The 25,991-nt window shown below is 73.2% G+C and carries 25 protein-coding genes; 9 read left to right on the forward strand and 16 right to left on the reverse strand.

Annotated features, from left to right (window positions below):
- Positions 1–27 precede the first annotated feature (27 nt).
- Positions 28–525 carry an N-acetyltransferase gene (locus ACLJPY_RS32285; RefSeq protein WP_410594237.1) on the reverse strand — a complete coding sequence of 166 codons (498 nt, stop codon included), beginning with the start codon at positions 523–525 and terminating at the stop codon, positions 28–30.
- A gap of 440 nt (positions 526–965) precedes the next feature.
- On the opposite strand from ACLJPY_RS32285, the gene ACLJPY_RS32290 reads away from it, so the two are divergent.
- Positions 966–1,511: a hypothetical protein gene (locus tag ACLJPY_RS32290; RefSeq protein ID WP_410594239.1), complete on the forward strand. Its 546-nt coding sequence runs from the start codon at positions 966–968 to the stop codon at positions 1,509–1,511.
- A gap of 35 nt (positions 1,512–1,546) precedes the next feature.
- On the opposite strand, the gene ACLJPY_RS32295 is transcribed toward ACLJPY_RS32290, so the two are convergent.
- Complete coding sequence (locus ACLJPY_RS32295) at positions 1,547–2,506, reverse strand: ketopantoate reductase family protein (RefSeq protein ID WP_410594241.1); 960 nt, start codon at positions 2,504–2,506, stop codon at positions 1,547–1,549.
- A gap of 90 nt (positions 2,507–2,596) precedes the next feature.
- On the opposite strand from ACLJPY_RS32295, the gene ACLJPY_RS32300 reads away from it, so the two are divergent.
- A complete protein-coding gene (locus tag ACLJPY_RS32300; RefSeq protein ID WP_410594243.1) occupies positions 2,597–3,169 on the forward strand; it encodes a TetR/AcrR family transcriptional regulator in 573 nt (190 codons plus the stop codon).
- 51 nt (positions 3,170–3,220) lie between these two features.
- On the opposite strand, the gene ACLJPY_RS32305 is transcribed toward ACLJPY_RS32300, so the two are convergent.
- On the reverse strand, positions 3,221–4,009 hold the full coding sequence (locus ACLJPY_RS32305) for an oxidoreductase (protein WP_410594245.1): 789 nt from the start codon (positions 4,007–4,009) through the stop codon (positions 3,221–3,223).
- 58 nt (positions 4,010–4,067) lie between these two features.
- Here ACLJPY_RS32305 and ACLJPY_RS32310 point away from each other — a divergent pair, with 58 nt between their 5' ends.
- Both ACLJPY_RS32310 and ACLJPY_RS32315 read left to right on the forward strand, forming a co-directional pair.
- Entirely contained in the window at positions 4,068–4,631 is a 564-nt protein-coding gene (locus ACLJPY_RS32310; protein ID WP_410594247.1) for a TetR/AcrR family transcriptional regulator, read from the forward strand.
- Positions 4,632–4,710: 79 nt separating this feature from the next.
- Entirely contained in the window at positions 4,711–5,763 is a 1,053-nt protein-coding gene (locus ACLJPY_RS32315; protein ID WP_410594249.1) for an RNase H family protein, read from the forward strand.
- 14 nt (positions 5,764–5,777) lie between these two features.
- Here ACLJPY_RS32315 and ACLJPY_RS32320 read toward each other — a convergent pair whose 3' ends face one another.
- A complete protein-coding gene (locus tag ACLJPY_RS32320; protein WP_410594251.1) occupies positions 5,778–6,380 on the reverse strand; it encodes a TetR/AcrR family transcriptional regulator in 603 nt (200 codons plus the stop codon).
- Positions 6,381–6,474: 94 nt separating this feature from the next.
- Here ACLJPY_RS32320 and ACLJPY_RS32325 point away from each other — a divergent pair, with 94 nt between their 5' ends.
- A complete protein-coding gene (locus ACLJPY_RS32325; protein ID WP_410594253.1) occupies positions 6,475–7,431 on the forward strand; it encodes an NADP-dependent oxidoreductase in 957 nt (318 codons plus the stop codon).
- Here the strand turns inward: ACLJPY_RS32325 and ACLJPY_RS32330 are convergent.
- The gene (locus tag ACLJPY_RS32330) at positions 7,413–9,404 is read right to left on the reverse strand and encodes a SpoIIE family protein phosphatase (RefSeq protein ID WP_410594255.1); all 1,992 of its coding nucleotides are present in this window, start codon (positions 9,402–9,404) and stop codon (positions 7,413–7,415) included. The genes ACLJPY_RS32325 and ACLJPY_RS32330 overlap by 19 nt on opposite strands.
- 82 nt (positions 9,405–9,486) lie before the next feature.
- On the reverse strand, positions 9,487–10,098 hold the full coding sequence (locus tag ACLJPY_RS32335; RefSeq protein WP_410594257.1) for a TetR/AcrR family transcriptional regulator: 612 nt from the start codon (positions 10,096–10,098) through the stop codon (positions 9,487–9,489).
- A gap of 94 nt (positions 10,099–10,192) precedes the next feature.
- Between ACLJPY_RS32335 and ACLJPY_RS32340 the strand changes: the two genes are divergently transcribed.
- Both ACLJPY_RS32340 and ACLJPY_RS32345 read left to right on the forward strand, forming a co-directional pair.
- Complete coding sequence (locus tag ACLJPY_RS32340) at positions 10,193–11,362, forward strand: alpha/beta hydrolase family protein (RefSeq protein ID WP_410594259.1); 1,170 nt, start codon at positions 10,193–10,195, stop codon at positions 11,360–11,362.
- A 154-nt stretch (positions 11,363–11,516) separates the two neighbouring features.
- The gene (locus ACLJPY_RS32345; RefSeq protein WP_410594261.1) at positions 11,517–12,932 is read left to right on the forward strand and encodes a M1 family metallopeptidase; all 1,416 of its coding nucleotides are present in this window, start codon (positions 11,517–11,519) and stop codon (positions 12,930–12,932) included.
- 5 nt (positions 12,933–12,937) lie between these two features.
- On the opposite strand, the gene ACLJPY_RS32350 is transcribed toward ACLJPY_RS32345, so the two are convergent.
- Together ACLJPY_RS32350 and ACLJPY_RS32355 are read right to left on the reverse strand one after the other, a co-directional pair.
- The gene (locus ACLJPY_RS32350) at positions 12,938–13,924 is read right to left on the reverse strand and encodes a MerR family transcriptional regulator (protein WP_410594263.1); all 987 of its coding nucleotides are present in this window, start codon (positions 13,922–13,924) and stop codon (positions 12,938–12,940) included.
- 115 nt (positions 13,925–14,039) lie between these two features.
- Positions 14,040–15,248, reverse strand: coding sequence for an alpha/beta fold hydrolase (locus tag ACLJPY_RS32355; protein ID WP_410594265.1), 1,209 nt, complete (start codon positions 15,246–15,248; stop codon positions 14,040–14,042).
- A gap of 68 nt (positions 15,249–15,316) precedes the next feature.
- On the opposite strand from ACLJPY_RS32355, the gene ACLJPY_RS32360 reads away from it, so the two are divergent.
- Positions 15,317–15,928: a TetR/AcrR family transcriptional regulator gene (locus tag ACLJPY_RS32360; protein WP_410594267.1), complete on the forward strand. Its 612-nt coding sequence runs from the start codon at positions 15,317–15,319 to the stop codon at positions 15,926–15,928.
- Positions 15,929–15,967: 39 nt separating this feature from the next.
- On the opposite strand, the gene ACLJPY_RS32365 is transcribed toward ACLJPY_RS32360, so the two are convergent.
- From ACLJPY_RS32365 to ACLJPY_RS32375, 3 genes are read right to left on the reverse strand one after another with little or no spacing between them, the layout of a single operon-like run.
- Complete coding sequence (locus tag ACLJPY_RS32365) at positions 15,968–17,230, reverse strand: hypothetical protein (protein ID WP_410594269.1); 1,263 nt, start codon at positions 17,228–17,230, stop codon at positions 15,968–15,970.
- 52 nt (positions 17,231–17,282) lie between these two features.
- Positions 17,283–18,269 (reverse strand): hypothetical protein, encoded by a 987-nt coding sequence (locus tag ACLJPY_RS32370; protein ID WP_410594271.1) that lies wholly within the window; start codon positions 18,267–18,269, stop codon positions 17,283–17,285.
- Complete coding sequence (locus ACLJPY_RS32375; RefSeq protein WP_410594273.1) at positions 18,266–18,586, reverse strand: hypothetical protein; 321 nt, start codon at positions 18,584–18,586, stop codon at positions 18,266–18,268. Before ACLJPY_RS32375 ends, ACLJPY_RS32370 begins: the two co-directional genes overlap by 4 nt.
- Positions 18,587–18,755: 169 nt before the next feature.
- On the opposite strand from ACLJPY_RS32375, the gene ACLJPY_RS32380 reads away from it, so the two are divergent.
- Positions 18,756–21,638 (forward strand): BTAD domain-containing putative transcriptional regulator, encoded by a 2,883-nt coding sequence (locus ACLJPY_RS32380; protein WP_410594275.1) that lies wholly within the window; start codon positions 18,756–18,758, stop codon positions 21,636–21,638.
- On the opposite strand, the gene ACLJPY_RS32385 is transcribed toward ACLJPY_RS32380, so the two are convergent.
- Genes ACLJPY_RS32385 through ACLJPY_RS32405 form a run of 5 tightly spaced genes read right to left on the reverse strand, consistent with a single transcriptional unit; the run spans position 21,619 to position 25,952 of the window.
- On the reverse strand, positions 21,619–22,422 hold the full coding sequence (locus ACLJPY_RS32385) for a carbohydrate ABC transporter permease (protein WP_410594277.1): 804 nt from the start codon (positions 22,420–22,422) through the stop codon (positions 21,619–21,621). The two genes, ACLJPY_RS32380 and ACLJPY_RS32385, sit on opposite strands and share 20 nt — an antisense overlap.
- Complete coding sequence (locus ACLJPY_RS32390) at positions 22,419–23,234, reverse strand: carbohydrate ABC transporter permease (protein ID WP_410594279.1); 816 nt, start codon at positions 23,232–23,234, stop codon at positions 22,419–22,421. The genes ACLJPY_RS32385 and ACLJPY_RS32390 overlap by 4 nt, the downstream gene beginning before the upstream one ends.
- Complete coding sequence (locus tag ACLJPY_RS32395) at positions 23,231–24,460, reverse strand: ABC transporter substrate-binding protein (protein WP_410594281.1); 1,230 nt, start codon at positions 24,458–24,460, stop codon at positions 23,231–23,233. Before ACLJPY_RS32395 ends, ACLJPY_RS32390 begins: the two co-directional genes overlap by 4 nt.
- The gene (locus ACLJPY_RS32400; RefSeq protein ID WP_410594283.1) at positions 24,457–25,203 is read right to left on the reverse strand and encodes an amidohydrolase family protein; all 747 of its coding nucleotides are present in this window, start codon (positions 25,201–25,203) and stop codon (positions 24,457–24,459) included. The genes ACLJPY_RS32395 and ACLJPY_RS32400 overlap by 4 nt, the downstream gene beginning before the upstream one ends.
- Entirely contained in the window at positions 25,200–25,952 is a 753-nt protein-coding gene (locus ACLJPY_RS32405; protein WP_410594285.1) for a hypothetical protein, read from the reverse strand. Before ACLJPY_RS32405 ends, ACLJPY_RS32400 begins: the two co-directional genes overlap by 4 nt.
- Between the last annotated feature and the right edge of the window lie 39 nt (positions 25,953–25,991).

Here is a 25,991-nt window from a genome sequence, read left to right on the forward strand (position 1 = left end):
CGGACCGGACTTCAACGCGAGGCCGCGTCAGGAGATCGGCGGCAATGCGAGCCAGTCCTGCCAGGTGATGTCGCGGCCCAGGAAGCGGGGCCGGCGGAAGGGCCAGTCCGTGGCGATCCACTGCGGCACCAGCGCATCGAGCGCGCGCTCCACTTCGCTGCCGACGAGGTCGTCCACCACCCACCAGGACACCTCGCCGTCGGAACCGGTGCGCTCGGGCGGGTCGATGTACACGCAGCCGAGGATCGCGGTCTCTTCGTCGTCCAGCAGTGCGTAGTTGAACGACTGGTGCGCGGCGATTTCCTTCTCGTGCCGCAACAGGTCGAGGCGGTCCTCTTCGTAGGTCATCGTTTCCTTGGGCCACGACCAGGCCGGGCCGAAGATCGTCCACAAGCGCTCCCGGGAGCCCATCACCGCGGGGTAGTCGAGCGCGGTGTCCGCCTCGCGGATCGGCCGCAGGTGCAGGCCGGTGCCGGGCACGGGCGTGTGGACGGGGTGGACGAAGTCGTCGGGCAGCCAGCTCACAGCTGCCGAGGCTACACACGTCGGGCCACCCACCACTTCCCCCTTCCTTGACGCTTCGCTCATAGTTGACGAAATCATCATGGCGGTAGGGTGACGCTCTACTACGACGTCGCGGGTTTCGCCCTCCCGCGCGCCTTGCCGGCCTTGCTGCAGCTGGTCGGTCCGGACCGGCTGCGCTACGGCAGCGACTACCCGTCACCGCCGACTGGGTCGCCCACGACCTGGCGCAACTGCTCGCGGCGAGCGACGCCCTCGGCGCCACGGCCCGAGAGCGCGTGCTGTCCGGCACCGCCGCGGAGCTGTTCCCCCGCCTGCGGCGTTGACCGGTGTTTGTTCACAGGCCAACGGGGACCGGCGCGCGCAGTCGGCCGGCGCCACGACGAACACACCACGCAGCCGCGATCGCATCAGCGCCGACGAGCGGACGTTAGAGTCGGTAGGTGGACGATGCTGCACTGCGGACGACGTTCCTGGTGGCGAGGGCGGCCGAATCCCGTGGTTGCCTCGAGCCGGGTGACTGGCCGGCCGTCGCGGTGAGCCTGCTGCTGGAAGGCAACGAGGACCCCGAGATCGCCGAGCTGGCCGGGCTGAGCCGTCGAGCGAGCGGGTGGGACACCGATCCGCTGGTCGCCGCCGTGTGTGCTCGGCACGAGATTTCCGTCCCGGGCAAGGAAGAGGCCGTGGACTTCATCGCCCGGTTGCTGGCGGACGACCTGCGCGCCCGGCCGTCCGCGGTCACCGCGCCGATGATCCGGCTGCTGGCCCGGCTCGCGCCGCCGGACTTCGAGTCGGAGTTGGCCAGTCGATGCTTCACCGCGGAGGAGTACTTGGACTGCGGTTGCGTGGACGACGATTCCGGGCTGGAGGCCGAGTTGCAGTCGATGCCGACGTTGGGCCTCCCCGGCCCCGTCGTGCAGGCACTCGCGCGGCCACTGCGCTCGACTTTGCCTACAGTTCAACCCCCGCACGGACATCACGACCACTGATCGCCGATGAACCACGGATACGGGTGGGTTCGAGCTTATTCTGTCCCCTCCCGGGCGAAGAACGGTTCCGCCGCTTCCAACCGCGGCACCGCAACACCCAACCTTCGCGCTTCCGCCAGCGCGTCCCGGCAGACCTCCCGCGGCTCCTCGGCGTCCGGGTCGGAGTGCGCCGTGAGGCTCACGCGCGCGATCGCGACATGCGCAGTCAGCCAAGCCAGCACCGGCGCCGTCAGCCAGGTCGGCGCCCGGAACAGCAGTGTTCCGGCCCGGTGCCGTCGCAGGTCGACACCGCGGGCCTGCAGGAGGGGCAGCAGCTCGCGGCCGGCCAGGAGCGCCTCGCGCAGGTCGTGCCTTGCTCCGGCCAGTTCGGACAGGGAACCGCGCCGCAGGCCCTGCGAGGACAAGCCGGCGTCCGATCCGAAATGGACCCACAGCCAGCCGCGGAAGTCCGGCTGTTCCTTGATCCGGAGCCCGGCTTCGCGGAACGTCTGGCGCACGGCCCGTTCCCGGTCGGTCGGGGGCCGGCCGAGTGTGCCGAAGACGACCGATGGCAGCAGTGCGCCGTGGAGCACGCCGTCCGCGCCGAAACCGCCGCCGGCCTGGGGGAAGCCCCAGGCGATCCGGTCGAGCGGGAGTGGGCGGATCGCGGCTGCCGGCTCGGTCCAGATGTTGCCGAAGATCAGCACCGTCGCCTGATCGACCCGTGGAGCCAGGAAGGCCGTCGCCTCCGCGAGACGGTGGTGCGGCACGCTGAGCACGATCAGGTCGAAGCCGTGGTCCGGCTCCAGCGCCTCGCGGTAGCGCACCGGCCACTTCTCGGCGACGCGCTGCCCCCACACCCGGCGCCGCGTATCGAACAGGTCGAGCTCCACCGCGTCGCCGTACGTCGCCGCGCGACCCGGCCGGACGTAGCACTCGACCTCATGTCCGGCCTGGTGCAGGGCCCAGCCGTAGATGGTGGCGATCACGCCTCGGCCGAACATCAGGATCTTCACGCGGCACCTCGTGGGGGTACGATCGAATTGGAGATCATCTCCAGTTTCAAAATATGGAGATCATCTCCAGTTGTCAACGCGAGGGAGTTCATGACCGCCGACAAGCCGCTGCGGGCCGACGCCCGGCGCAAGCGCGAGGCCCTGCTCGCCAAGGCCCGGGAGGTCTTCGACGCCGGCAACTTCTTCGACCTGCGCTTCGACGACTTCGCCCAGCTGGCCGGAGTGGGCACCGGCACGCTGTACCGCCACTTCCCGACGCGGGAAGCGCTGGCGGAGGCCGTCTACCGCGGCGAAGTCGCGACGCTGTGCGACCGCGCTCGTGAACTGCAGGCCACGCTGCCCGCGGCGGAGGCGCTGGCGACGTTTCTGCGCAGCATGGTCGACCACATCGCCGCCCACGAGGGCCTCGCCCGGACGCTGGCCACGCTCATGGCCACCGGCTCGGGCACCCTCGCCGAAGGCGGCCGAGCGCTGGAGCAGGCCGTCACCGACCTGGTCACCGCGGCCAGGCAGGACGGCACCATCCGCGACGACGTGAGTGCCGGGGCCGTCATGATGGCCCTGCACGGCATCGGCGCGGCCCACGACCGCCCCGGCTGGCGGACCGAAGCCGACGGCGTCATCACCCTCGTGCTGGCCGGGCTGCGCCGTCCGCCCGCGTAGCTCTCGCCTTCGGGCGGGAAGACTTTCGCCTCACCGACCCGCCGAGTCCGTTCAGACGACGGGCAGGATCCCGCCGTCCACCCGGTACTGCGCGCCGGTCAGCCAGCGGGCGCGGTCCGAGGCGAGGAACGCCACCAGTTCGGCCGCGTCCTCGGGTGCGCCGGGCCGGGCCATGGGGACGTTGAGGCTGGTGGCGAGGTCCCGCTGGGCCTGCTCGAGGCTGACGCCGCGGCTCTTGGCGATCTCGCGGTGGTGGGCGATCGCTCCCGGGGTGGGGATGAAGCCGGGCAGCACGTTCACCACCCGCACGCCGCTCGGGCCGAGTTCGGCGGCCAGCGCGCGGCTGTAGGTGTTGAGCGCGGCTTTCGCTGCGGCGTAAGCGACTTGACCCGGCTGCGGCAACCGGCCGGCGATCGACGAGACGTGGACGACCACGCCGCGTCCGCGTTCGACCATCCCGGGTACCAGGTGCCGGTCGAGGCGAACCGCGCCGAGCAGGTTGAGCGCCAGGTCGGCCTCCCAGCTCTCGTCGCTGCGGACCAGGGTGTCCGCCGGTGGCGAGGCGCTGCCGGCGTTGTCCACCAGGACGTCGACGCCGCCCGCGGTGTCGAGCACCCGGCGGGCCAGGTCTTCGGCCCCTTCGGCGGTGCTGAGGTCGCCCGCGAAGAACGTCGCGGGCAGCTCACCCGGCTCCGGCGGCGTGCGGGCGGAGGCCAGGACGGTGGCGCCGGCGGCCGCGAAGCGCCGGACGATCGCCGCTCCCAGTCCGCGGCTGCCGCCGGTCACGAGCACCCGGCGGCCGGACAGTCCTTCGTGGTCGACGCCTCGATCGGATTCCATGCCACCGAAGATACCTGACTTACGTGTAAGTCAGTTGGCCGAGTGGAATGCTGACGACATGACCGAACGCGTCGACGGGCGGCGTACCGACACCCGCGAGCGCATCCGCGCCACCGCCTTAGCGATGTTCACGGCGCAGGGGTACGAGCGGACCTCGCTCGCCGAAGTCGCGGACCGGCTCGCCATCACCCGCCCGGCGGTCTACCACCACTTCCGCAGCAAGGAAGCCGTCTTGACGAGCTCGTACGGCCGGCTCCTGCCCGAGCTGGCCGAGCTCACGCAGTCCCTGCAGCCCGCGCCGGCCCCCTGGCCCCGGCGCCGCGAGGCCCTGGACCGGTTCGCCGCGCTCATCCGGGGCGAGCACGGCGCCTTGCTCGTGTGCGCCCGGGTCAACGAGCACGCGCTCGCCGGCCTCCCGGCCGCGGCCGAGCTGCTCCACCACCTCGACGCCCTGACCGCAGCACTCGGCCCGGGCGCCGACATCGACGGCCGCATGCTCGCCCGGCTCGCCCTGAGCACCCTGGTCATGGCCGAAACGCGCGGCGCGCAACTCGGCGGAACGGCGGAACAACGGGCTGCCGCAGCGCTCACGCTCGCCCGCGACCTGCTGAACCGGAAATAGCGCCGGTCGAGGTTCCAGCTCAGCACCCCGGCTTCTCGAAGTCGGTGTCCGGGCGTCCGCCACTCGATAGGCTGACACTGTGACTGGGGGCCATGTCGTACGGATCTACGCGGACGGGGTCGTCAACCACGACCACAGCGCCTGTGCTTGGGCCGTGTCGCTCGCCTACGGCGAGCACCGCCGAGCGGAGTCCGGCTCGCTGATCGGCGCCGGCCCGGACCGCACGCAACTGTTCGCCGTCGTAGCAGCCTTGAAGTGCCTCACCCGGCCGTCCGTGGTCCGGATCGCGGTGAACAGCGGCTACGTCATCCGCGGGGCCGCCCAGGAGCAACCACCGGACACCGACCAGGCCCTCTGGCAGCAACTGCACCGGGCCGCTCACCCCCACCGGTTGACCTGGACCGCGGCCGACCCCGCGGATCCCGAGTTCGCCGAGGTCACCACCCGGGCCGGCGAACTGGCACACAGCCTGGTCGGGCCTTCGGTCGGATCGGAGTGGCGGGACTTCCTGGCCGACCGGGCGAGCCGGCTGCCGACGCACACCCTGACGACGTACGAAACGGTCGGTTCCACACTGCACCGGGTCGGCCTGCGCGAATTCGGCGAGCTCGACTTCTGCCCCGCGGCCGGAATCATCGAGTTGCTTCCGAAGCTCGGCGAAGTTTTGCTCGATGGTGACTCGGACGGTGAACCCACGCACGATCTCACCACGCTCCAAGACACTCGGACGGTGCTGACCGAGCTGCTGGCGTGGTTCGACGAGCGCGGCCACCTCGACACCGAAGCGCCGCCGGTGATCGAGGAAGTCATGACCCGCTTCGGCAGGTGCGTCGACGCGCAACGCTTCGCGGACGCCGCACAGGAGCAGATCGACTCTTCGGAATACATGGAATTCCTGCTCTACAACGAGGCCGAGCCGGCCGTGATCGACTTGGACGTCGAGGTTTGCGACTGCGACCCCACGTCGGTCACGTTCCTCAGCGACTGGCGGGAAGGTCTGGTGACCGTCGGTCCGGTCGAGTTGCCACCGGCCGTCGCCGCCTTGGCGGCCGAAGGCATGCGGGTGGTGGTGTCGGCCGGGGTGATCGACGGCGAGTGGTGCCTGGTCAGAGTGGCCAACGGCGAACTCTGAGCCGTGGCCTCCGGCTACTTCCCCGCCCGCGGCGCGTGGCCGGCCGGGGGGTGGGCCGGCGGGAGGTCGGCGGCGACGGCGAGGAGGTCGGCGGCGCTCTCGGCCAGCAGGGCGGGGAAGCCGCCCTCGTCGCCGAGCACCCAGCGCCTGGTGGCCGTCCCCAGGATCGCCATGCCGAGCGCGGTGGCCAGCCGCGCGGTCTGCTCGTCGTGCCCCCGGCGGCACAGCGCCGCCGCCGTCGCTTCGGACAGCATCGCTTCCTTGATCAGGCTGCGTTCCCGCAGCGGCGGGTTGGCCACGATGACGGCGCGCAGCTCGACCAGCAGTTCGCGCGGACGCAGCACCTGCGGTACCGCGGTGAACGCGGCCATCAGCGTCGCGAGCGCGCCGGTTCCGGCGGGCACCTCGGCGATGCCCGCCTCCAAGCAGGCCTGCAGCTCGTCGCCGGCGAAGAGCACCTCTCGCTTGTCGGCGAACCAGCGGTAGAACGATCGCTCGGTCAAGCCGGCGTGCTTGGCGATCTGCGCCACCGTCGTGCGGTCGTAGCCCTGATCGCGGAACAGCTCCAGCGCAGCGCGCTCGAGCCGCTCACGGGTGTTGCCCTCCCAACGAGCCATGCGCCCAGCATAGTGACAGCAGATGCTGTCGTCACTATGGTGGCGAGTGATGACAGCATCTGCTGTCACCCCGCCGAGAACCGGGAGATCAGCTGTGCGCACCCTGCGTTTCCACCACACCGGTGAGCCCCTCGACGTCCTGCGGCTCGAGGAGGCCGAGCCGCCCCAACCGGCTCCGGGGCAGCTCCGGGTCACCGTCGAGGTCTGCACCGTCAACCCCGCCGACCTGGCCCTGTGCCGGGGCCTCTACCCCGGCGACCTGCCCCGCGGAATCGGGCTCGAGGTCGCCGGCACCGTCGACGCCGTCGGCGACGACGTCACGGGTGTCCAGCCCGGGGACGCCGTGTTCGGTCCCGTCCCGTTCACCGGACCGACCGCGGGCGCCTCCGGCCACGCGCTGCTCGACGTCTGGTTCCCGCGGCCGCCCGCCCTCCCCCCGGCGGCCGCCGCCGCCCTGCCGATGGCCGTGGACACCGCGCAGCTCGGCCTGGACCTGCTCGGCCTCACCCCCGCCACGACCCTGCTCGTCAGCGGCGGCGGCACCACCACCGGCTTCGCCGCCGTGCAGCTCGCCCGCCGGACCGGAGCGCGGGTGCTCACCACCGCCGGGCCCACCCACACCGAAGCCCTGCGCGCCACCGGCGCCGAGGTCACCCCCTACGGCACCGGCATGGCCGAGCGGATCCGCGAGCTGGCGGGCGGCCCCGTCGACGTCGTCCTCGACGTCTCACCGCCCGACGACGCCACCATCCCGGAACTCCTGCGCACGGTGACCGACCCCCAGCACGTCCTGACCATCGGCAACCTCGCCCAGGCGCGCGAATCCGGCGCCCGCGACGCGTTCACCCAAGGACCGCTCGGCCACCGCTACGACGTCGTCAAAGAGTGCGCCCGGCTCGCCGCCCAGGGCCGCTTCGCCATCCCCATCGCCCGCGTCATCCCGCTGCCCGGCTGGCGCGAAGCCATCGAACTGAGCCAGTCGCAACACGCCGGCGGCAAGGTCGTCCTCCAGGTCGCCGAGCCGGCCGCGGGTCAGCCGTCGAGGGGGTAGTCCGGGTCCGTGCGGAGGTGGGCCAGCTGCACCAGGGACAACACCATGTCCGCCGGTGTGCCCGGCGGCGCGTACAGGACCAGCTCCGTCCCGTTCTCGCGGTGCACGGCGGCCAGCCGGTGCAACGTGGCGACTCCCGCGCTGGCCAGGTGGGTCAGGCCGGTCAGATCGACCGTCAGCGACCTCGCTCCCGTTGACCCCGCGGTCAGCACTTCCTGGTACACCGTCGCCGCCGTGGCTTCGTCGATCGGGCCGTCCACCCTGATCCGGGGGGTGGCCGTGCCCGGCTGTTCCAGTACCAGCAACGGATCCGACTGCTTGCCGGCGGCGGGAGCAGGCCGGGGCGCGCCCTGGCCGGCGGTGAGCAGCCGGGCCGGGCGGGTCAGCCGCAGCCCTGCCGTCACCGTGGTGCCGTGCTCGTCGTGCGCGATCCGCACCGTGTCCATGAGCGTCTCGACCATGCGCAAGCCCAGGCCCCGCTCGCGCGAGGGGCGGGGCTCGCGCCAGCGGCCCCGGTCGGCGACGCGGAGGCGTACCCACCCCGCCGTCGTCAGCTCGGCGGTCACCGTGACCGGGTGGGTGCCTGCCGTCCTGACGGCGGCGCCGAGGTACGCGTGGTCGGCCGCGTTGGTGACCAGCTCGACGACCGCGTGGCGCACCGCGTCGCCGTCGCCGGCGGCGACGCGGGCCTCGGCCAGCCAGCCGTCCACCGCGACGCGGACCGGTTCCAGCGAGCGCGCGTCGGCCACCACCGTCAGCTCCAGCGCCGTGCGCGGTGGGACGCGCTGCGCGGCCAGCACCGTGATGTCGTCAGCGTGCCCGGTGGCCCGGGTCAGCAGCTCCACGGTCTGCGTGCAGACGCGCTCCGCGGCCGAGCCGACGTCACCGGGCATGATGCGGTCCGCGGCGGCGTCGGCGGCGACGTACGCCAGTTCGGCGGTGCTCTCGCCGAGCGGGCGGCCGGGCCGCTCCAGGATGCCGTCGCTGTAGAGCAGCAGCAGGTCCCCGACGGCAAGCTCGGCCGTGCCGACCACGGACCGGTCACGACCGGGCGCCACCCCCAGCGGGCCGGCACCGGTGGGCGGCAGGTAGCGGGCCGCGTCGCCGCCGTCGACCACCAGTGGCGGCGGGTGGCCGGCGGTGCAGTACTCCACCGCCCCGGTGCCCGGATCCACCACCGCCACGCACACCGTCGCCGCCCGGCCGCCCCGGAGGCGGTCGGTGGCCGCGTCCCCCGCCTCGATCGCCGCCAGGACGTCCCCGGTCGCGGCCAGCCGCTCGGCCAGCAGCACCCGCAGCTGGCCCATCGTGGCCGACGCCGCGACGCCGTGCCCCACGACGTCGCCCACGATCAGGCCGACCCGCCCACCGGGCAGCGCGATCGCCTCGAACCAGTCGCCCCCGGCCACCGTGCCGGTGCCGGCGAGCAGGTAGCTGGCCGCCAGTTCCAGCCCCGGCACCACCGGCACCCCGGAGGGCAGCAGCTCCCGCTGCAGCTCGAGCACGACATCGCGGGCGGCTTCGTACCGGCGCTCCGCCTCCGCGGCACGTTCCTGCGCCTCAAGGCGGGCCCGGACCTGCTCAGTGACTTCGGTGATGAGGATGTTCAGCCCCTGCACCCCGCCGTCGCCGCCGAGGAGGGGGCTGATGGTGAAGTCGATGTAGATGTCCTCCAGCCCGGCGCCGCGATCGAGCTGGATCCGCCACTCGCGGCCGCTGTGGGCGACCCCGGTGGCGTAGGTCCGGTCCAGGATTTCGAAGACCTGCTGCGACAACGCCTCCGCGAACACGTCACGCGCCGGCAACCCCAGGATGGGACGGTCGGCGGAAAAGGCGCGGTAGGCCGCGTTCGCGGCCACGAACACGTAGTCGTCCCCGTGCACGGTGCCGACGCTGATCGGCAGCTGCTCGAAAGCCTGGCCCACGGCGTCACCGTCGCCGCAGGGCGGTGCGACGCGGCGCTCGTTGCCCATCGGGTCATCATCCCCGCGTGACCAGGCCCGAGCCAGCCGGCCGGCGGGCCCCGAGTCCCCCGGCGCGGCGCCGGGGAACGACTCACGATGACGCCGTCAGCGCCGCCTCCACCGCGCGCGTCAGGGCTTCCAGGTATTCGTCGCCGCTGGGGCCCCTGGTGACCAGCATCCGGAAGGCCAGCGGGGCGATCAGCAGGTCGGTGCCGAGCTCCAGGTCCAAGCCCGCCGGGAGCTCGCCGCGGTCGACGGCGTTCTGCAGGATCGCCCGGGCCGCCGCCCGGCGCGGCTCGGCCACCCCGGTCCGCAGCACCTCGGCGAGGTTGGCGTCGTGCTCGGCCTCGGCCAGCAGCCCGGCGCCGATCCGGGTGATGAGCGGATTGGCCAGCTGACCGCGGAAGGTGGCGAACAGCTCGCGCAGGTCCGTGCGCAGCGCGCCGGTGTCCGGCGTGGGCGGCAGCGCGCCGGCGACCTTCGCGCGGATCAGCTCGGCGAGCATCGCCTGCTTCGAACGCCACCGCCGGTACAGCGCCGCCTTGCCGACCCCGGCGCGCCGGGCGACCGCGTCCATCGACGTCCGCGCGTACCCCGTGTCGGCCAGCTCGGCGAACGCCGCCTCGGTGATCGCGTCCGTCACCTGCGGCCGCAGCACCGCCCCGCCGCTCGCCGGCCGGGCGCTCTCTTCGCTCGTGGACATGTCGCGCAGTCTAGCGAACGGAACGGTTGCGTTCCATTGCCAAGGTCGCTATAACGGAACGAGACCGTTCCGTTCGCCATCAAGGAGTTCCGCGATGAAATTCCTCTTCGACGACGAGTCCTTCTCCTTCGAGGCCCTGCGTGCCGCCGGCTACGCCGCTCACGGCGGTGCCGACCTCGGCGAAGTCCTGGTGACCTGCCGCCAGATCCCCGAAGGCGACGAAGACGCCTGGGCGGCGCAGTGGGCCGCGACGGCCGCCCGCGTCGAAGGCATCGGCCGCGCGGCGCTGGCCGCCGGACACCGGGTCAGCGCCCGAGAGGCGCTGCTGCGGGCGTCGAACTACTACCGGGTCGCCGACTTCTACCTCCGCACCGACGGCGTCCACGAAGCGGAGTCGGCGCGGCTGGCCAAGGCGTCCCAGGAGACCTTCGCCGACGCCGCCCCATTGCTGGACACCCCGGTCCGCGCCCTGGAGATCCCGTACGAGGACACGACCCTGCCCGCGTACCTGTTCCTCGTCGACGACTCGGGCGCCCCGCGGCCCACCGTGGTCTTCCACGGCGGGATCGACTCCACCCTCGAGGAGTACTACGTGGCGATCGCGGTGGGCGCGCTGCGGCGCGGCTACCACGTCCTCGCCTTCGACGGCCCGGGCCAGGGCGCCCCGCTGCGCCGGCAGGGCCTGCACTTCCGGCCCGACTGGGAAGCCGTCGTCACGCCCGCCGTCGACCTCGCCCTGACCCTGCCCGAAGTGGACAACGACAAGATCGTGCTGATCGGCATGAGCCTGGGCGGCTACCTCGCCGGGCGCGCGGCCGCCTTCGAGCACCGCATCGCCGCGTGCGTGCTCTACGACGGGGTGTACGACCTCTACGAACCCGTTGCCGCCGTCGCGCAGCGCGCCGCCTCGACCCCGGGCGGCCTCGACGCGGTGATCGCGCAGAACACCATGGCGCGCTGGGTGGTGCGCAACAGCATGTGGACCTTCGGGAAGGCGAGCTTCGAGGAGCTGGCCGAGGCGAGCAAGGCCTACACCATGGCCGGCATCGCCGACCGCATCACCTGCCCGACCCTCGTCCTCGACGCCGAAAACGACGTGTTCTTCGCCGGCCAGCCGCAGCGCGTGTTCGACGAGCTGACCTGCGAGAAGGAACTGATCCTCTTCCGCGAGGACGAGGGAGCGGGCGAACACTGCCAGGAAGGCGCGCTTTCCCTGTTCAGCCAGCGCACCTTCGACTGGCTCGACACCGTCCTCGCCCGCTGATCACCGGCTGCGGCAAGGAAACCGGCGGCCGGTGGCGGCGAGACGAGCCAAGGCCACCGGCCGCGGCTCCGAGGGTTGATCCGCGCGTCCGGTCGGACCTACGCTTCAGCGTCGATGCCCAGGTCGATGCCGAGTTCGATGCCCAGGAGGACCGATGCGAGGCACCCACCGCAGCCGTGGCCGCGTGGTGATCATCTCCGGTGCGCTGTGCGCCGGGCTGCTGGCGGCGACGAGCCCGGCGGCGGAGGCGGCACCGCTCTACTCCCCCGGTGCGCCGGGCGCCGGGGACCCATACTTCCCCGACATGGGCAACGGCGGTTACGACGTCGGCCACTACGACATCCGGCTGGACTACAGCCCCGGCACCGGGGCGATCGACGCGACCACGACGATCTTCGCCACGGCCACCCAGAACCTCTCCCGCTTCGACCTGGACTTCCAGGGGCCGCTGACGATCAGCAGGCTCTCGGTGAACGGCCTGACCGCCGCCTTCACCCGCAGCGGCGCCCAGGAGCTCGTGATCACCCCGCCGTACGGCCTGCGCAACGGCAGCCCGTTCGTCGTCTCGGTGAGCTACGCCGGCGTCCCGCAGAAGATCGACGACCCCGCGCTGGGTGTCTCCGGCTGGGTCGCCACCGAGGACGGCGCGATCGCGCTCAACCAGCCGATCGGCGCGGCGACCTACTACCCGGTCAACGACACACCCGACGACAAAGCGACCTACACCCAGACCATCACCGTGCCGGCCGGGCTCACCGTGCTGGCCAACGGCGAACCGGGCCCTGCCACCACGCACGACCACCGGACCACCTTCCGCTGGTCCATGAACCGCCCGATGGCCAGCGAGCTGAGCATGCTCGCGATCGGCGGCTACGACGTCACCCGTGGCGTGACGGCCGGCGGCCTGCCGGACATCACCGCGATCGGCAAGTCCATCGACACGAAACCCGGTCAGGGCCAGGTGTTCAACCGGACCACGGCACAGGTCGTCGACTGGGAGTCCTCGGTGTACGGGGCCTACCCGTTCGACTCGACCGGCGGCATCCTCGCCGACGTCGGTGTCGGCTACGCCCTCGAGACGCAGAGCCGGCCGGTCTACGACCAGAAGACCAGCGACGTCGACGGCGACCTGCTCGCCCACGAACTCGGCCACCAGTGGTTCGGCGACAGCCTCACCCCGGTGCACTGGTCAGATATCTGGCTCAACGAAGGGTTCGCGACCTACTCGGAATGGCTCTACCAGGAGAAGTTCAACCACATCCCCGTGCAGCAGACCTTCGCCGAGACCTACGCCGGCGAAAAGGACTGGAGCGGCGAAGTCGCCGACCCCGGCCGGGACCACATCTTCGACGACCTGGTCTACAACCGCGGCGCGATGACCCTGCAGGCGCTGCGGACGAAGATCGGCGACCGCGCCTTCTTCGCGGTGCTCAACCTGTGGCCGGCGACGCACCGGTACGGCAACGTCTCGACGCGGGACTTCATCGAGTTCGTCGAGCGGCTGACCCACCGCGACCTCGGCTCGTTCTTCCGGACCTGGCTCTACCAGCCGGGCAAGCCGGCCCTCTGACCGCGTCAGCCGGCGTCCTGGCGCAGGGCGGCGGCCAGCCATTCCTGGACCGCCGCGGACCTGGCCGGGTCCGGCTCGGGTGCGCCGTTGATCCTGGCCACGAGGGTGCCGTACCGGCCCATCAGGTCCGTGCCCGGCAGCCGGGCGCGCCGCTGCGCCGATGCGGTCCGGTCGAAACCGGCCATGCTGCGGCGGGCCTTGCCGGCGTCGTGCTCACCGGTCATGGCGGCGACGAAACCGGCCGAGTCGGCCACCATCCGCTCGGCGATGTCCCGCGCCTGCGGGGAATCCGGCGGCACGCCCGCCTGCTGCGCCGCCTGTGCCTCCAGGTAGAGGACCCGCCGCCGCTCGGCGCGCGCGAGCATCTCCGGCGTCGCCATCAGCTTGCCCTGCTCGGTGCCGAACGCGCGGTGGAAGTAGGCCCGCACCGCCGTGCGGAACTGTTCGTCCTGCACGATGCCGGCGAGTTCGATCCACGCCTCGAGCTGCTCGGTGGACGGCTCTTCCGGCAGGTGCGGCCGCCGGCTGCGCAGCCGGTCCAGGTAGCCGGGGTGGACGTCCAGGCCTTCGGTCACGAAGTCCCAGAACCGGCTGATGAGCCCGGCGCGCTCGTCGTCGGACATCGACACGAGCTTGTGCAGCAAGCTCACCTGCGCCGCGGTGGTGGGTTGCCGCACGATGGTCCGCAGCACGGCCCGGCGCGCCCGGAACTGCCGCAGCTGGTCCTCGACCAGCCGCAGGTGCCGGGCGGCCAGCTCCGGCAGCGTGTTCTCCGCGGCCAGCACGCGGCGGATGTCCGCCAGGCCCGCACCCAGGTCGCGCAGGGTCCGCACGAGCTCGAGCCGGGCGATGGCCTGCACGTCGTACTGCCGGAAGCCGCCTTCGGTGAGCGCGGTGGGCGCGACGACCCCCTCGTCGGCGTAGAACCTGATCGCACTCACGCTCAACCCGGTGCGGCGAGCGACATCCCCGATGGGGTAGAGCCTGTCCATACCGCCACTATGCGATCTCGACCGGCTTGAGAGTCAAGGCTCCCGGCGGCCGCTCGGGCGTTCGGCGGCCGGAACGCCGACAGCGACCGGGAAAGCTCCGGCAACACACGCTCGTTCACCGCAGGGACGGGTCGGCGAGCGCGCGGGCGGCGGCGCCGGGTGCGTGCCCAGCCATCGCGGTGATCAGTGCCCGGAGGCCGTCGCGGAGCTCACGCGACGGCCGGGCGGTTCGGGCGACGTCGAGCTCGTTGGCGATGGTCAGCAACGCGAAGTCGGCGAGCTCCTCGCCGGCCACGGCCACCACTTCGCCGGTGAAGCGATCGGTGAGCGGGAGCGGCACCGCGCCGAGACGCGGGTAGGTCGTCCGCCGGTCGCAGGCGCCGTACCGGTACACGAGAGCCTCGGCCTCGTCCCCGATCGCCGCGCGCAGGCGGGTCCGCTGCTCCGGCGCGAGCAGCCGGCGGGGGAACCCGTCGGTGCCGTAAACGGCGTGGCAGAGCGCGGCCAGCCGGGCTCGCCGGCTCCCGCCCCAGGCCGTCACCAGCTCGCACACCCGCCGGCTGTGGGCGAGGAGGTTCCCGCCGGGGTGGCCGAGCTGATCCGCGCCCAGCGCGCGCAGCAGCGCCAGTGCCGGCCATCCGGCGGTGGCATCGGCGAGGATCCCGGCCAGCGCCTCCGGCCGGTCGCGGGCGACGAGGTGCCCGGCGTCCCGGACGGCGGTCACCGTGGCGTGCGGGGCCAGGCGCAGCAACCCGGCGACGTCGTCGTCGGTGACGGCCGAGCCCGGGCCGCCGCGGACGAGCAGCACGGGCCGGTCGAGCCGCGCGAGGGCCCGGCACAGCCGCGGAACCTGGCCGAGGATGTCGTCGACGAGTGCGGCGTGCACCTCCAGCACGCCCAGGGCGGCCAGGAACCGGCGGACCCGGCGCCGCTCGAGCCCGGGCACGACATCCACCAGCACCAGCCCCGCCACCCGCGCCCGCACGGCGGGATCGCCGAGAGCGGCCACGGCGGCGAGGCCGCCCAGCGAAGCGCCGACGACCACGCACCCCGGCGGCTCGGCGCCGAGCATCGCGCCGACGTCGTCCACATAGGACTCGAAAGTGCGCGCCGAGCCGCCGCTTTCGCCGTGCCCGCGCTGGTCGTAGGCCACGCACCGGAACCCGGCCGCCGTCAGGCTCGCGACGACCGGCGTCCACACCCCGCGGCGTTCACCGCCGGCGTGCAGCAGCAGGACAGCCGGTCCGCGGCCCGCCTCCGCTCCGCGCAGGACCGTGTCCGGGCGGGCGAGGCGCCGCAACCGCGGCGAACAGGGATCGGCCACGACGGCTCCTTACCTTGTAGTGCCAAGGTAAGGGCCTTGCCTTGACTCGTCAAGGTAAGGTCGTCCGGGTGACAGGTCCGCGGGTGCGCCGCCCGGCCGGCGAAGCGAGACGCCTCATCCTGGACGCGGCCGAGGAACTCCTCGCCGAGGGAGGCGCGGCGGCCGTCCAGGTGCGCGCGGTCGCCGCCCGGGTCGGTATGACCGACGCCGGGATCAGCCACCACTTCGGCACCCGCGAAGGGCTTCTGGAAGCGCTGCTGCGCCACGGCGGCCGGAAGATCCGGGACGGCGTCGCGGCGGTGCTGGACTCCTGGCTCGGCCGCCCCGCCGATCTCGGCGAACTGGTCGAGGCCTTGGCCGCCTTCTACCGCCTCGGCTACGGCGACCTCGCCGTCTCCCTCCACGCGGCGGGGTGGCGGGACGAAGGATCGGGGATGCTCGCGCCCGTCGTCGACGCGCTCCACGCCCTGCGCCCCGACCGCGACGACGTCCCCGTCGAAGACACCCGGCTCGCCGTCGCCGCGCTGCACCAGGCCCTCGCCACCGAGCCGCTGTACGGGCCGGCCTTCCGCCGCAGCGCCGGCCTCACCGGCCGGGCGGCCACCGGCGCCGGCCCCCAGCTCCGCTGGTGGACGGCAACCCTCACCCGTGCCCTCGGCCTGCGTCCGGGAGCCGGCTGACGGAACATCATGGCCGGTGGCCGCTGATCCGGGTACTCGTCAGGCCGTCAAGCGGCGGGCGGCTTCCGCACGCACGTCGGCGTGCTCGACCGGGCAATCACGCAGCCGGGCGAGCCATCGGCGGGCCTCGCCGGTGAGCGGCGCGTGCCGGGCGGCCACCAGCCGGACACCGCCCTCGCAGTCCGCGAGCGCGTCGGGCAGCGCCTGCTCGGTGGCGTCGGGATCCAGTGCCAGCAACGCTTCCACGTAGGCGGCCCGTTCGTACGAGTGCGGGCTTCGGTGCCACAGCGAGCGAAGCCTCGGCACCGTCTCGGTGACGCCGAGGCGTGCGAAGCCCCGGGCCAAGTCGTCGTACCCGCACCAGTCGTCGCTGTCGTCGTCCAGGCGGTCGAGGGCGGCCAGCAGGGCGGGAACGTCGGTCGCGTCCCCGTGTTCGGTGAGCGTGCCCACCGCCCGCCACCACAGCGGGTGAGCCGGACTGCGCGCCCATTGCCGAGCGTGTCCCAGCGTCTGCGGGCCCAGTTTCGCGAGCGCGTGGACCAACCCGATCCTCGCCGCGTCCGGACGAGCCGCCAGCCGGTCGGCGACGTCGAGCAACCGCGGCTCCGGGTCGCGGTGACGAGCGAACTCGTGCAGCACCGCCGAGAGCACTTCGGGGTCGGCGTCCGGGTCGGCGAGCAGGCCGAGCAACCCGGCGACCGGAGTGCCGCGGTGGGGCAGGCCCGGACACCGCCACGACACAGCCGGGGGGCGGGCGCGCTCGAGCAGACCGTCGATCCGGCGGTCGCGGCCCGCCCACGTCGACCACGGTTCCTGACCGGCGAAAACCTCCTCCGGAGCAGCTTTCGCCGCCCGGCCGGCCACGACCGGCGCGAGGTCGTCCCACCAGTCGCCGGGCCAGGTGGCGGCGACGGCCTCCAGGACCTCGATCCAGCGGTCGCCCTCGCTCACGTACCGGCGCAGAGCGTCCTTCGCCGCGGACACGGGTACCCGGGCGAGGGCGGCCAGGAGGTCGACGCTCTGCCCGAACCGGTTGCCCTGGTAGCCGGTGCTCCGCCCGGTCCGCCAGAGCTGTTCGACGATTCCGGCCACGGGCAGCTCGACGTCGAGGACGAGCCGGACGAGGTAGGTCGTCCGCTCGTCGACCTGCCGGTCCCAGCGGTAGTCGCGGCGCACGCAGTCCAGCACCAGTTCCGGTGCGACCCGGTGGGCCGCGACCCAGGCGCCGGCCGTGCCCTGGCCGCGTTGCAGAGCTCCCCGCAACGTCTTGGCGGGCGCGTAGTGCCACTCGTCCTCGGTCATCGCCGGTCAGTGTGGGGCACTGCGTGTCCCGCGGCCAGCGGATTACCGGGGATCAGCTCGGCACCACGAACAGGTGCGTCATCGCCGAGGTGTGGTTCGGCAGCGAGCCGGTCCGGCCGGTTTCGTCCGTCAGGCCCGGGGCCGCGCCGCCGACGGAGCCCGGGTTGCCGCCCAGGTGCGTGGTGGTCACCTTGGCGCTCACCCGGGTGCACCCGGGGTTGATCGGCACCTTCGTGTACAGCGGGACGGCGGCGTGGTTGACCCCGCGCGGCACGGTTTCCTCCGTCTGCGCGACCGGCGCGCTCGCGCAGTCCGGGCCGCCCGCCGTGGTGGCCGTGAGGGTGAACCGGGCCGTGGAGTAGTGGATCTTGCTGTCCGGGGTGGGTTCCGCGCCGCGGTGGTATTCGACGTCGGCGATGACCGCCAGTTCGCGGGTGCCCGCGGGCAGCGTCGCGGTGATCGACGGCGCCACGGTGGTGGTCGTGACCGGGAGGTTGCCCTCCGGGAGCAGCTGCTGCACGGCCGCGCCCGTCAGGTCGCCGCCGATCGCCGCCGAGGCGAACCGCAGGCTTCCTTCGACCGTTTCGCGGGCCTCCGAAGTCGACGTCGAGGCCGTGCGCAGGTACAGCGTGCAGCTCAGCGTGCCGCTCCTCGACGCCGTGACGAGGAAGCGGTTGACGATCGTGATGTCGCGCCGCGCCGGGTCGGGGTGGTCCGACGGCAGGACGTTTTCGCCCAGCACCACGTTCTCCGCACCGGCACCCGTGCACCGGATCTCGTTGTCGATCAGGTTCACCTGATCGGCGTCGTAGGCCCGCAGTTCCGAGTAGACGTAGGCGATGGCGCCGGCGGCGAGCTGCGTTTCGACCGTCGCCAGCGGCACGACCTTCTGCACCGGCTTGACGCCGCTCTCCGGCGCGCGCGGCACCCCGGTGACGACGACCGGGCCGAACTCGGCCGCGCTCGCGCCGGCCGGGGTGCCCGCGACGGCGGTCCCGGCCAGCGCCAGGACGACGGCGGCGGCGGCACTGCGGTTCATGCGTTCCTCCGAGGTGATGGCGGGCGGCACGACGGGCCGCACCGGGCGTCCGGCGCTCCCGCGGTGAGGGGACGGCAGCTCACGTGGGTGCCCCGGTACAGCGTTTTGACGACGCGGTAGCCCGTGCCGGTACCGGTGTGCACGTCGACCACCGAGGTGATCGTCCGCACGATGCCGTAGGCGGCGCACCGGCCACCGGCCGGGGCACTGGCCGGCCAGACCGCCGCCGTGGCCGTCTCGGCGTGGGCGGCCGCAGGGGCCACCACTCCCGCCCACAGCACCCCGCCCACGGCGACCGCCGCGGAAAACTTCCTCATGCGTCCTCCTCGGTTCGCGGGGGGCGAGGACCGATCAGAAGGCAATTTATGGAGCCGGACCCATACGTCCCCTACACGGCCCCTACAGCGCATGTCCCCCGTTCGGCCCACCGGAGATCCGGAGACCTCTGCTACGCTGCGTAGTCGTCGGGCAAGGGGGTGGGGAGCCTTGGGGGACACCGCACGATTCGGGATCCTGGGTCCGCTGCAGGTGACGAACGCCGGCCGGCCGCTGAAGCCGTCGGCGCCGCGGCAACGGGCCCTGCTCGCCGCGCTGCTGGTCCGCACCCCACAGCCGGTCGGCCTCGGCGCGCTCGTCGACGCGCTGTGGGGCGAACGCCCGCCTGCCTCGGCCGTCGCGAACGTGCACACCTACGTGAGCCGGTTGCGCCGCGACCTGGCCGAGATCGGGCTGCCCGACCTGGTCGTCACCGACGGTGGCGGGTACCGGCTGCTGGTCGAACCCGACCAGCACGACAGCCGGGTCTTCCGGACCACGGCCGACGAGGCGCGCGCCGCGCTGGCCTCGGGTGACGCCGTCAAGGCGGTGGCCATCTGGGAAGCGGCCTGGTCCTGCTGGCGAGGTGACCCGCTCGAGGACGTCCCCTGCGCCGGCTGGCTGGAGACCGAGGTGGTGCGGCTGGAGCAGCTGGCCGCGGCGGCCCGCGAGGACTTCGCCGACGCGCGCCTGGCGGCCGGCCAGTACAGCACCCTCATCCCGGAACTGACGGCACTGGTGCGGCGGCTGCCGTTGCGGGAGGGGCTGTGGCAGCGGCTGATGCTCGCCCAGCACCGGGCCGGCCGGCGGGCCGAGGCCCTGGACACCTACCGGGAGCTGCGGGACGTGCTCGTCGAAGCGCTCGGCGTCGAGCCCTGCGACCAGGTCCGGGAGCTGCACGAGGTGGTCCTGGGCGGGACGCCACCCGAGGCGGGCACCGCGGTGCGGCCGATGCAGCTGCCGCCCGACATCGACGACTTCACCGGCCGGACGGCCGAAGCCGCGGAACTGCGCCGCCTGCTGACCCGCCCGGCCCGTTCGGTGGTCGCGGCCATCACCGGCAAGGCGGGGGTCGGCAAGACGGCGCTGGCCGTCCGCGTGGCGCACGACGTCGGGGCGCACTTCGCCGGCGGCCAGCTCTACGTCCGGATGGGTGGCACCGGTTCGTCGCCGCGGGACCCGTCCGCGGTGCTCGCGACCCTGCTCGTCGCCTTCGGCGTGCACCCGCACGCGGTGCCGGAGGACTTCGAGGCCCGCGCCGCGCTGTACCGCTCGCAGCTGGCGGCCCGGCCGGTGCTGATCGTGCTGGACGACGTCGCGAACATGGCCCAGGTCCGCCCGCTGCTTCCGGGCTCGGCGGGCTCGGCCGTGCTCGTCACCAGCCGCGGGCAGCTGGTGGCCGCGCACACGGTGTGCCTCGATGTGCTGTGCCCGGCGGAATCGGTGCGGCTGCTGTCCTCGATCGCCGGTCCGGCGCGGGTGACCGCGGAACCGGACGCCGCCGCCGCGGTGGCCCGCTACTGCGGCCACCTCCCGCTGGCGCTGCGCATCGCCGCGTCCCGGCTGGCCCGCCGCGGCCAGTGGACGGTGGGCAGGCTGGCCGGCCGGCTCGCCGACGAGGGCACCCGGCTCAACGAACTGCGCATCGACGACCTGGAGGCGCGGGCCAGCCTGGCGTGGAGCTACGAGGCGCTCGACGAGGTGCAGCAGCGGGCGTTCCGCCTGCTGGGCCTGCTCGACGTCCCCGACTTCCCCGCCTGGGTCCTCGCCGCGCTGCTGGAGGTCGGGCTGCCGGTGGCCGAAGACGTCCTCGACAGCCTGGCCGACGTGCACCTGCTGGAGGTCGCCGGCACCGATGCCGCCGGCCAGGTCCGCTACCGCTTCCACGATCTGCTGCGGGTGTTCGCCCGGGAACGCGCCGGTTCCGCCGACTCTCCCGCCGAGCGGACGGCCGCGCTGCGCCGGGCGTTCGGCGCCTGGCTGGACCGGGCCGTGCACGCGGAGGCCGGCCTGCCCTGCCGGTTCCTCAAGGTGCGGCTCACCGGCCCCGGCAGCGTCGGACCGCCGCCTGCCGAGCCGCTCGCCTGGCTGGACGCCGAGCGGGACGCCCTCGTCGCCGTGCTCGAACAGGCCCTCGGCCTCGGCATGACGAGCGTGGCCTGCGACATCGCCTGCGCGCTGACCACGTTCTTCGACCTGCGCAGCCACTACGACCTGTGGCGGCACACCCACGAACTCGCGCTGGCGGCCGCCGTGGGCGCCGGGGCGCGGCGCAGCCGGGCGATCCTGCACCAGGGCCTCGGCGCGCTGGCGTTCTACCAGGGCCGCTACGACGAAGCGAGCGAGCACTTCGCCCGGGCGCAGGTCCGGTTCGGCGAACTCGGCGAGCACCGGGGGCGCGCGTACGCGAACCTCGGCCTCGGCAGCGTGCACCTGTTCCACGGGGACCACGGAGAAGCGGCCGCCGCGCTCGAACGGGCCCGGGCGGGCTTCGACGGCTGCGCGGACGCCGGGGGCCGGGCCTTCGCCCTGCAGGGACTGGGCATCGTCCGGCGGGACCAGGGCAGGCTCGAAGAAGCCGCGCGGTGCCTGGACGAGGCGCTCGCGACGTTCCGCCGGCTGGGCAGCCGGTACGGCCAGGCCTGCGTGTCGTTCAGCCTCGGGCTGCACCACAAGGCCCGCGGTGACCGCGAAGCGGCCGAGCGGACGCTGTCCGAAGCCATCGAGCTGTTCCACGCCGCGTCCTGCCCGCGCGACGAAGCGCTGGCCCTGCACGTGCTCGCCGCCACCTGCGCCCAGCAGGGCGACGCGGACCGGGCGTCGACGCTGATGGCCCGGTCGCTGGCGGTCTTCTCGCCCGAAGACGACAGCGTCGCCGACGCCTGCGCCCAGTACAGCTTCGGCTGGGTGGCGCACGGCAACCGGCGCCCGGACGAAGCCGCCGGCCGCTTCGACCGGTCGGCGCGGCTGTCCGAGCGGTTCGGCATGACGCTGCACCGGGAACGGGCCACGGCCGCCCAGCGCCTGCTCGGCCTCAGCGTCCCGAGCCGGTGAAGGTGATCGTGCCGGTCAGGTGGCGTTGCACGAGGACGAAGACCAGCAGGCAGGGCAGCCCGGTGATGGTGGCCACGGACATGGTCTCGGCGATGGCCGGGTTCCCGGAGTCCAAAGTGGACAAGCCGACGGTCAGCGTGCGCATCCGGTCGGAGCTCGCGGCCACCAGTGGCCACAGGAAGTCGTTCCAGTGCCACAGGAAGACGAACACGCCGAGCGTGGCGAGCACCGGGCGGCACAGCGGCAGCACGATGCTCAGGTACACCCGCCAGTCCCCCGCGCCGTCGACGCGGGCGGCGTCGAAGACCTCGCCGGGCAGCGCGCGGATGAACTGGCGCAGCAGCAGGACGGCCTGGGCGTTGGCCAGCGTCGGGACGATCAGGCCCCAGTAGGTGTCCGACCAGCCGAGCCGGGAGATCACCACCACCGACGGCATCAGCAGGGCGTGGAAGGGCACCATCACCGTGGACAGCAACGACCACAGCAGCACGTCCCGGCCGGCGAAGCGCTTGCGGGCGAACACGTACGCGGCCATCGACGCCGAAAGCAGCACGGCCGCGACCGACACCACCGAGTAGACCACCGTGTTCGCCGTCCAGCGCAGGATGCTCCCGGTCGACAGCACCGCGGTGAGGTTGCCGAGGGTGAGCGAGGCGGGCAGCCGGTCCGGGAGCGTCGGGGCGTTGGGCGGCGAGAGCGCCACGAGCAGCATCAGCGCGAACGGGCCGATCGCCACCAGTGAGGCCAGCGCCAGCAGGACGGCGGGCCCGAGGCGGCGCGTCACGGGTTCCGGCCGAAGGCCCGGCGCTGGGTGAGCGACACCAGCAGGACGATGGCCCACAGCGCCACCTCGGCCGCCGCGGCGCGGCCGACGTCGAAGTAGCGGAAACCGAAGTCGTACACCGCGTAGCCCAGCGTGTAGCTCGCCCGGACCGGGCCGCCGCCGGTCAGCACGTAGACGGTGTCGAAGACCTGGAGCGCCCCCACGGTTTCCACCACGACGACGAAGAACAAGGCCGGCCGCAGCGCGGGCAGCAGCACGTGCCGGAAGCGCTGCCCGGCGCTGGCGCCGTCGACCTTCGCCGCCTCCAGGCAGTCGGCCGGCGCGTTGCGGATCCCCGCGAACAGGATCAGCATCGCGTAGCCGAACCCCTTCCAGGCGCCCACCACGGCCAGCACGGGCAGCACGAGCGACGGCCGTTCGAGGAAGCCGGTGGGTTCGAGCACCCACCGCCAGACGACGGCGGAAAGCACCAGGCTGGTGGCGTAGGGCGCGAACAACGCGGCGCGGAAGAGACCGCGGCCGCGTGGCACGGCGTGCAGCAGCAACGCCGTGCCCAGTGCCACGGCCACGGTCAGCGGCACGTAGAGGGCGGCGTAGCCGAGCGTGGTGCGCAGGCTGCCCAGGAAGACGGCGTCCCGGGCGAGGCTGCGGTAGTTCTCCGCGCCCACGAACCGCCAGTCCCCGCCGGGGTGGTAGTCGGTCAGGCTCAGCCCGGCCGCGCCCAGCATCGGCACGAACCGGAACATCGCGAACAGCACGAGCACCGGGAGCAGGAAGACGAGCACCGTCAGCGGCTCGCGCCACCGCCTCATCGGCCGCTGCCGAGCAGGGCGTCGGCCTCTCCGGCGGCGTCGGCGAGCGCCTGTTCCGGGGTCGCGCGGCCCAGGAGCGCGGCCTGCAGGTGCGGCGCGAGCAGGCCCATCACCTTGCGCGCCTGCGGGTGGTTGTCCCCGGCGGAGGCGAACGGGAGCGCCTGCGCGAAGTCCTGGTCCACCTGGTCGGCCGGCGGCGAGGAGCCGTCCCAGGGCGGGAAGTAGCCGGATTCGGCGCACAGCTCGCCGACGACGGACGGCGACCTCAGGTAGGAGAGCAGTTTCCGGGCCGCGTCGGGGTTCTTGGCCCGGCGCAGCAACGACAACCCGCCGGGTGTCCCGAAGGTCACGCGGGACTTGTCCTGAAGCGGCAGCCCGATCGCGACGTTCTGCGCGCCGAACGCGGCGATGACCCCGCGCGCGGCCGACTCGGTCATGGCGTGGGCCATCGCCGCCCGGCCGGTCGCCACGGCGTCGCCGGCCACCGCGCTGCGCCGGGTCGCGGCGTCCGGCGGCAGGCCGTGCACCCGCCCGAGGTCGACCAGGAACCGCAGCGCCGCAACACCTTCCGGCGAGGCGAACGCGCTCTTGCGGCCGTCCGGGGTGAACACGCGGCCGCCCGCCTGCCACAGCAGCGGGTAGAAGGTGAGGTTCAGCGTCTCCTCGGTGGACCCGGCGTAGTCGAGCACCGGGACGCCGCGGGCGGCGAGCTTCGGCGCGGCCGCCTTCACCTCGTCCCACGTCCGCGGCAGGTCCGTGATCCCCGCTTCCGCGAACAGCTTCCGGTTGTAGACGGTCGTCGTCACGGTCCGGTACAGCGGCACGCCGTACGCCTGCCCGTCGACCGTGAGCGCCTCGACCACCCGCGGCGGGAACGGCGGCTTGCTGCCCGCGAGCACGTCGGACACCGGCAGCAGCGCCTTTTCCCCGACGTACTGCGGGATCATGTCCGGCTGCAGCAGGACGACGTCGGGGCCGTTGCCCGCCATCAGGGCGGCACCCAGCTTTTCCTGCCGGCTCGCCCACGGCTGCAGTTCGACGTCCAGGTCGATGCCGGTCTCGCGTTCGAAGCCGGTTTCGACCCGGTGCCAGAAGGCCACGCTGCGGGCCTGGTCGGTGATGACCGGGTACATCCACAGCGTCACCGCGGCGCTGTCGCCGGACCCGCAGGCCACGACGGCGGCCGCGGTCAGCACGGCCGTCATGAGCAGCGCCGGCGTCCTCACGCGGTGGCTCCCGGTCCGGTGCCGATGCCGAAGAGGCGGGCCGCGTTGCGCCACATCACGTGCTCGTACTCCTCGTCGGTCAGGTCGGCCTCCAGCACCACGCCCATCGCGATCGCGGGGTCGACCAGGGTGCTGTCCGTGCCGAACAGCAGCTGCGCGAGGGGGACCCGGTCGAGTGCGTACCGGAACCGGCCACGATCGGTGATCGAGCAGCACGGTTCCAGGTAGAGCCTATCGCTGCGGCGGGCCGCTTCGACGGCTGCCCGCCACGCCGGGCCGCCCATGTGCCCGGCGATCACCCGCAGCCGCGGCAGCCGCTCCAGGACGTCGACCAGGCCCAGGACGCTTTCGTCCCAGGTGTGCACGAGCACCGGCAGCCCGGCGTCGGCGGCCAGCGCCAGCGCGTCCCGGACCGCCCCGGACAGCAGCGGCTGCTCCGGGTAGGTCGTGTGCACCTTGACCCCGACGAACCGGCCGGTGGGCCGGTACTCCTCCAGTTCCCGCGCGGCGGCGGCGAGGTCGTTGGGGTTGAGCACGACGTAGCCGAGCAGCCGCGGCTGGGTCTGGAGCACCTCCGCCAGCCAGCGGTTGCCCGCCACCATGTCGTAGGTGACTGCCTCGGACGCGGAGACGATCTGCCGGTCGATGCCGTAGCGGTCCATCAGGGCGAGGTTCAGCTCGACGCTCCCCACGTCGGTGCTGAAGAACCACGGCCCGGCGTGGGCGTGCACGTCGATGATCACGCCGGGTCCGCCAGCCACGCCGTGGCGGTGCCGCCCGCCACCTGCCGCCACGCCTGCTCGTCGAGCCCGGCCGTGCGCAGCCGCAGCGCCGAGGACCAGACGTCGTGCAGCGGCGCCCGCGACCCGTAGGCGAGGTGGTGGGCACCGACCTCGCCGGCGATCCGCTCGATGGAGTCGGGGCCGCACAGCATCCGCGTCGAGGCCACGAACCCGGGTTCGCGCCGGGCGAGCACGACGAAGTCCGCCACCCGGTAGGCGTGGACGTCGAGGAAGCAGACCCGCGCGCCCCGCCCGGCGAACGGCCGCCAGAACCGGCTGAAGTCGCCGCTGGTGAGCAGCACCATCCCGTGCGCGACCGCAACGTCCACGACGTGCGCGAGGCCGGGTGAGTCCGGTTCGACCCACTGTTCGGGCGGGAAGAGCCGCAGCAGCCGCACCCCGGAGGAGGCCAGCCGCCCGATCTCGGTCTCGGCGGTCAGCGCGTCGCGCACGTCGACGGCACCGACCGGCACGAGCGCCTCGCGTTCACCGGCTTTGCGCGTCTCGTCGTTGCCGGAGCAGGCGTCGAACAACGCCCCCCGCAACGAGCAGACCAGCCCCCGCCGGATCCGGTGTTTGGCGTGCAACGCGGCGGCGGCCTCGAGCGACGCGTCGAGCTGCCGGCTCGGCACCGACCCGAACAGCACGTCGACGTCGACGTCGATGTCCTGCCGCCCGGCCGGCACCGGCGGTAAAGGTGACCTGCTCACGTCCCTCCTCGTCCAGCACGGATGGGGAAAGCGTGCTGG

The organism is Amycolatopsis sp. lyj-23 (assembly GCF_046549135.1).
Taxonomy (GTDB): Bacteria; Actinomycetota; Actinomycetes; order Mycobacteriales; family Pseudonocardiaceae; genus Amycolatopsis.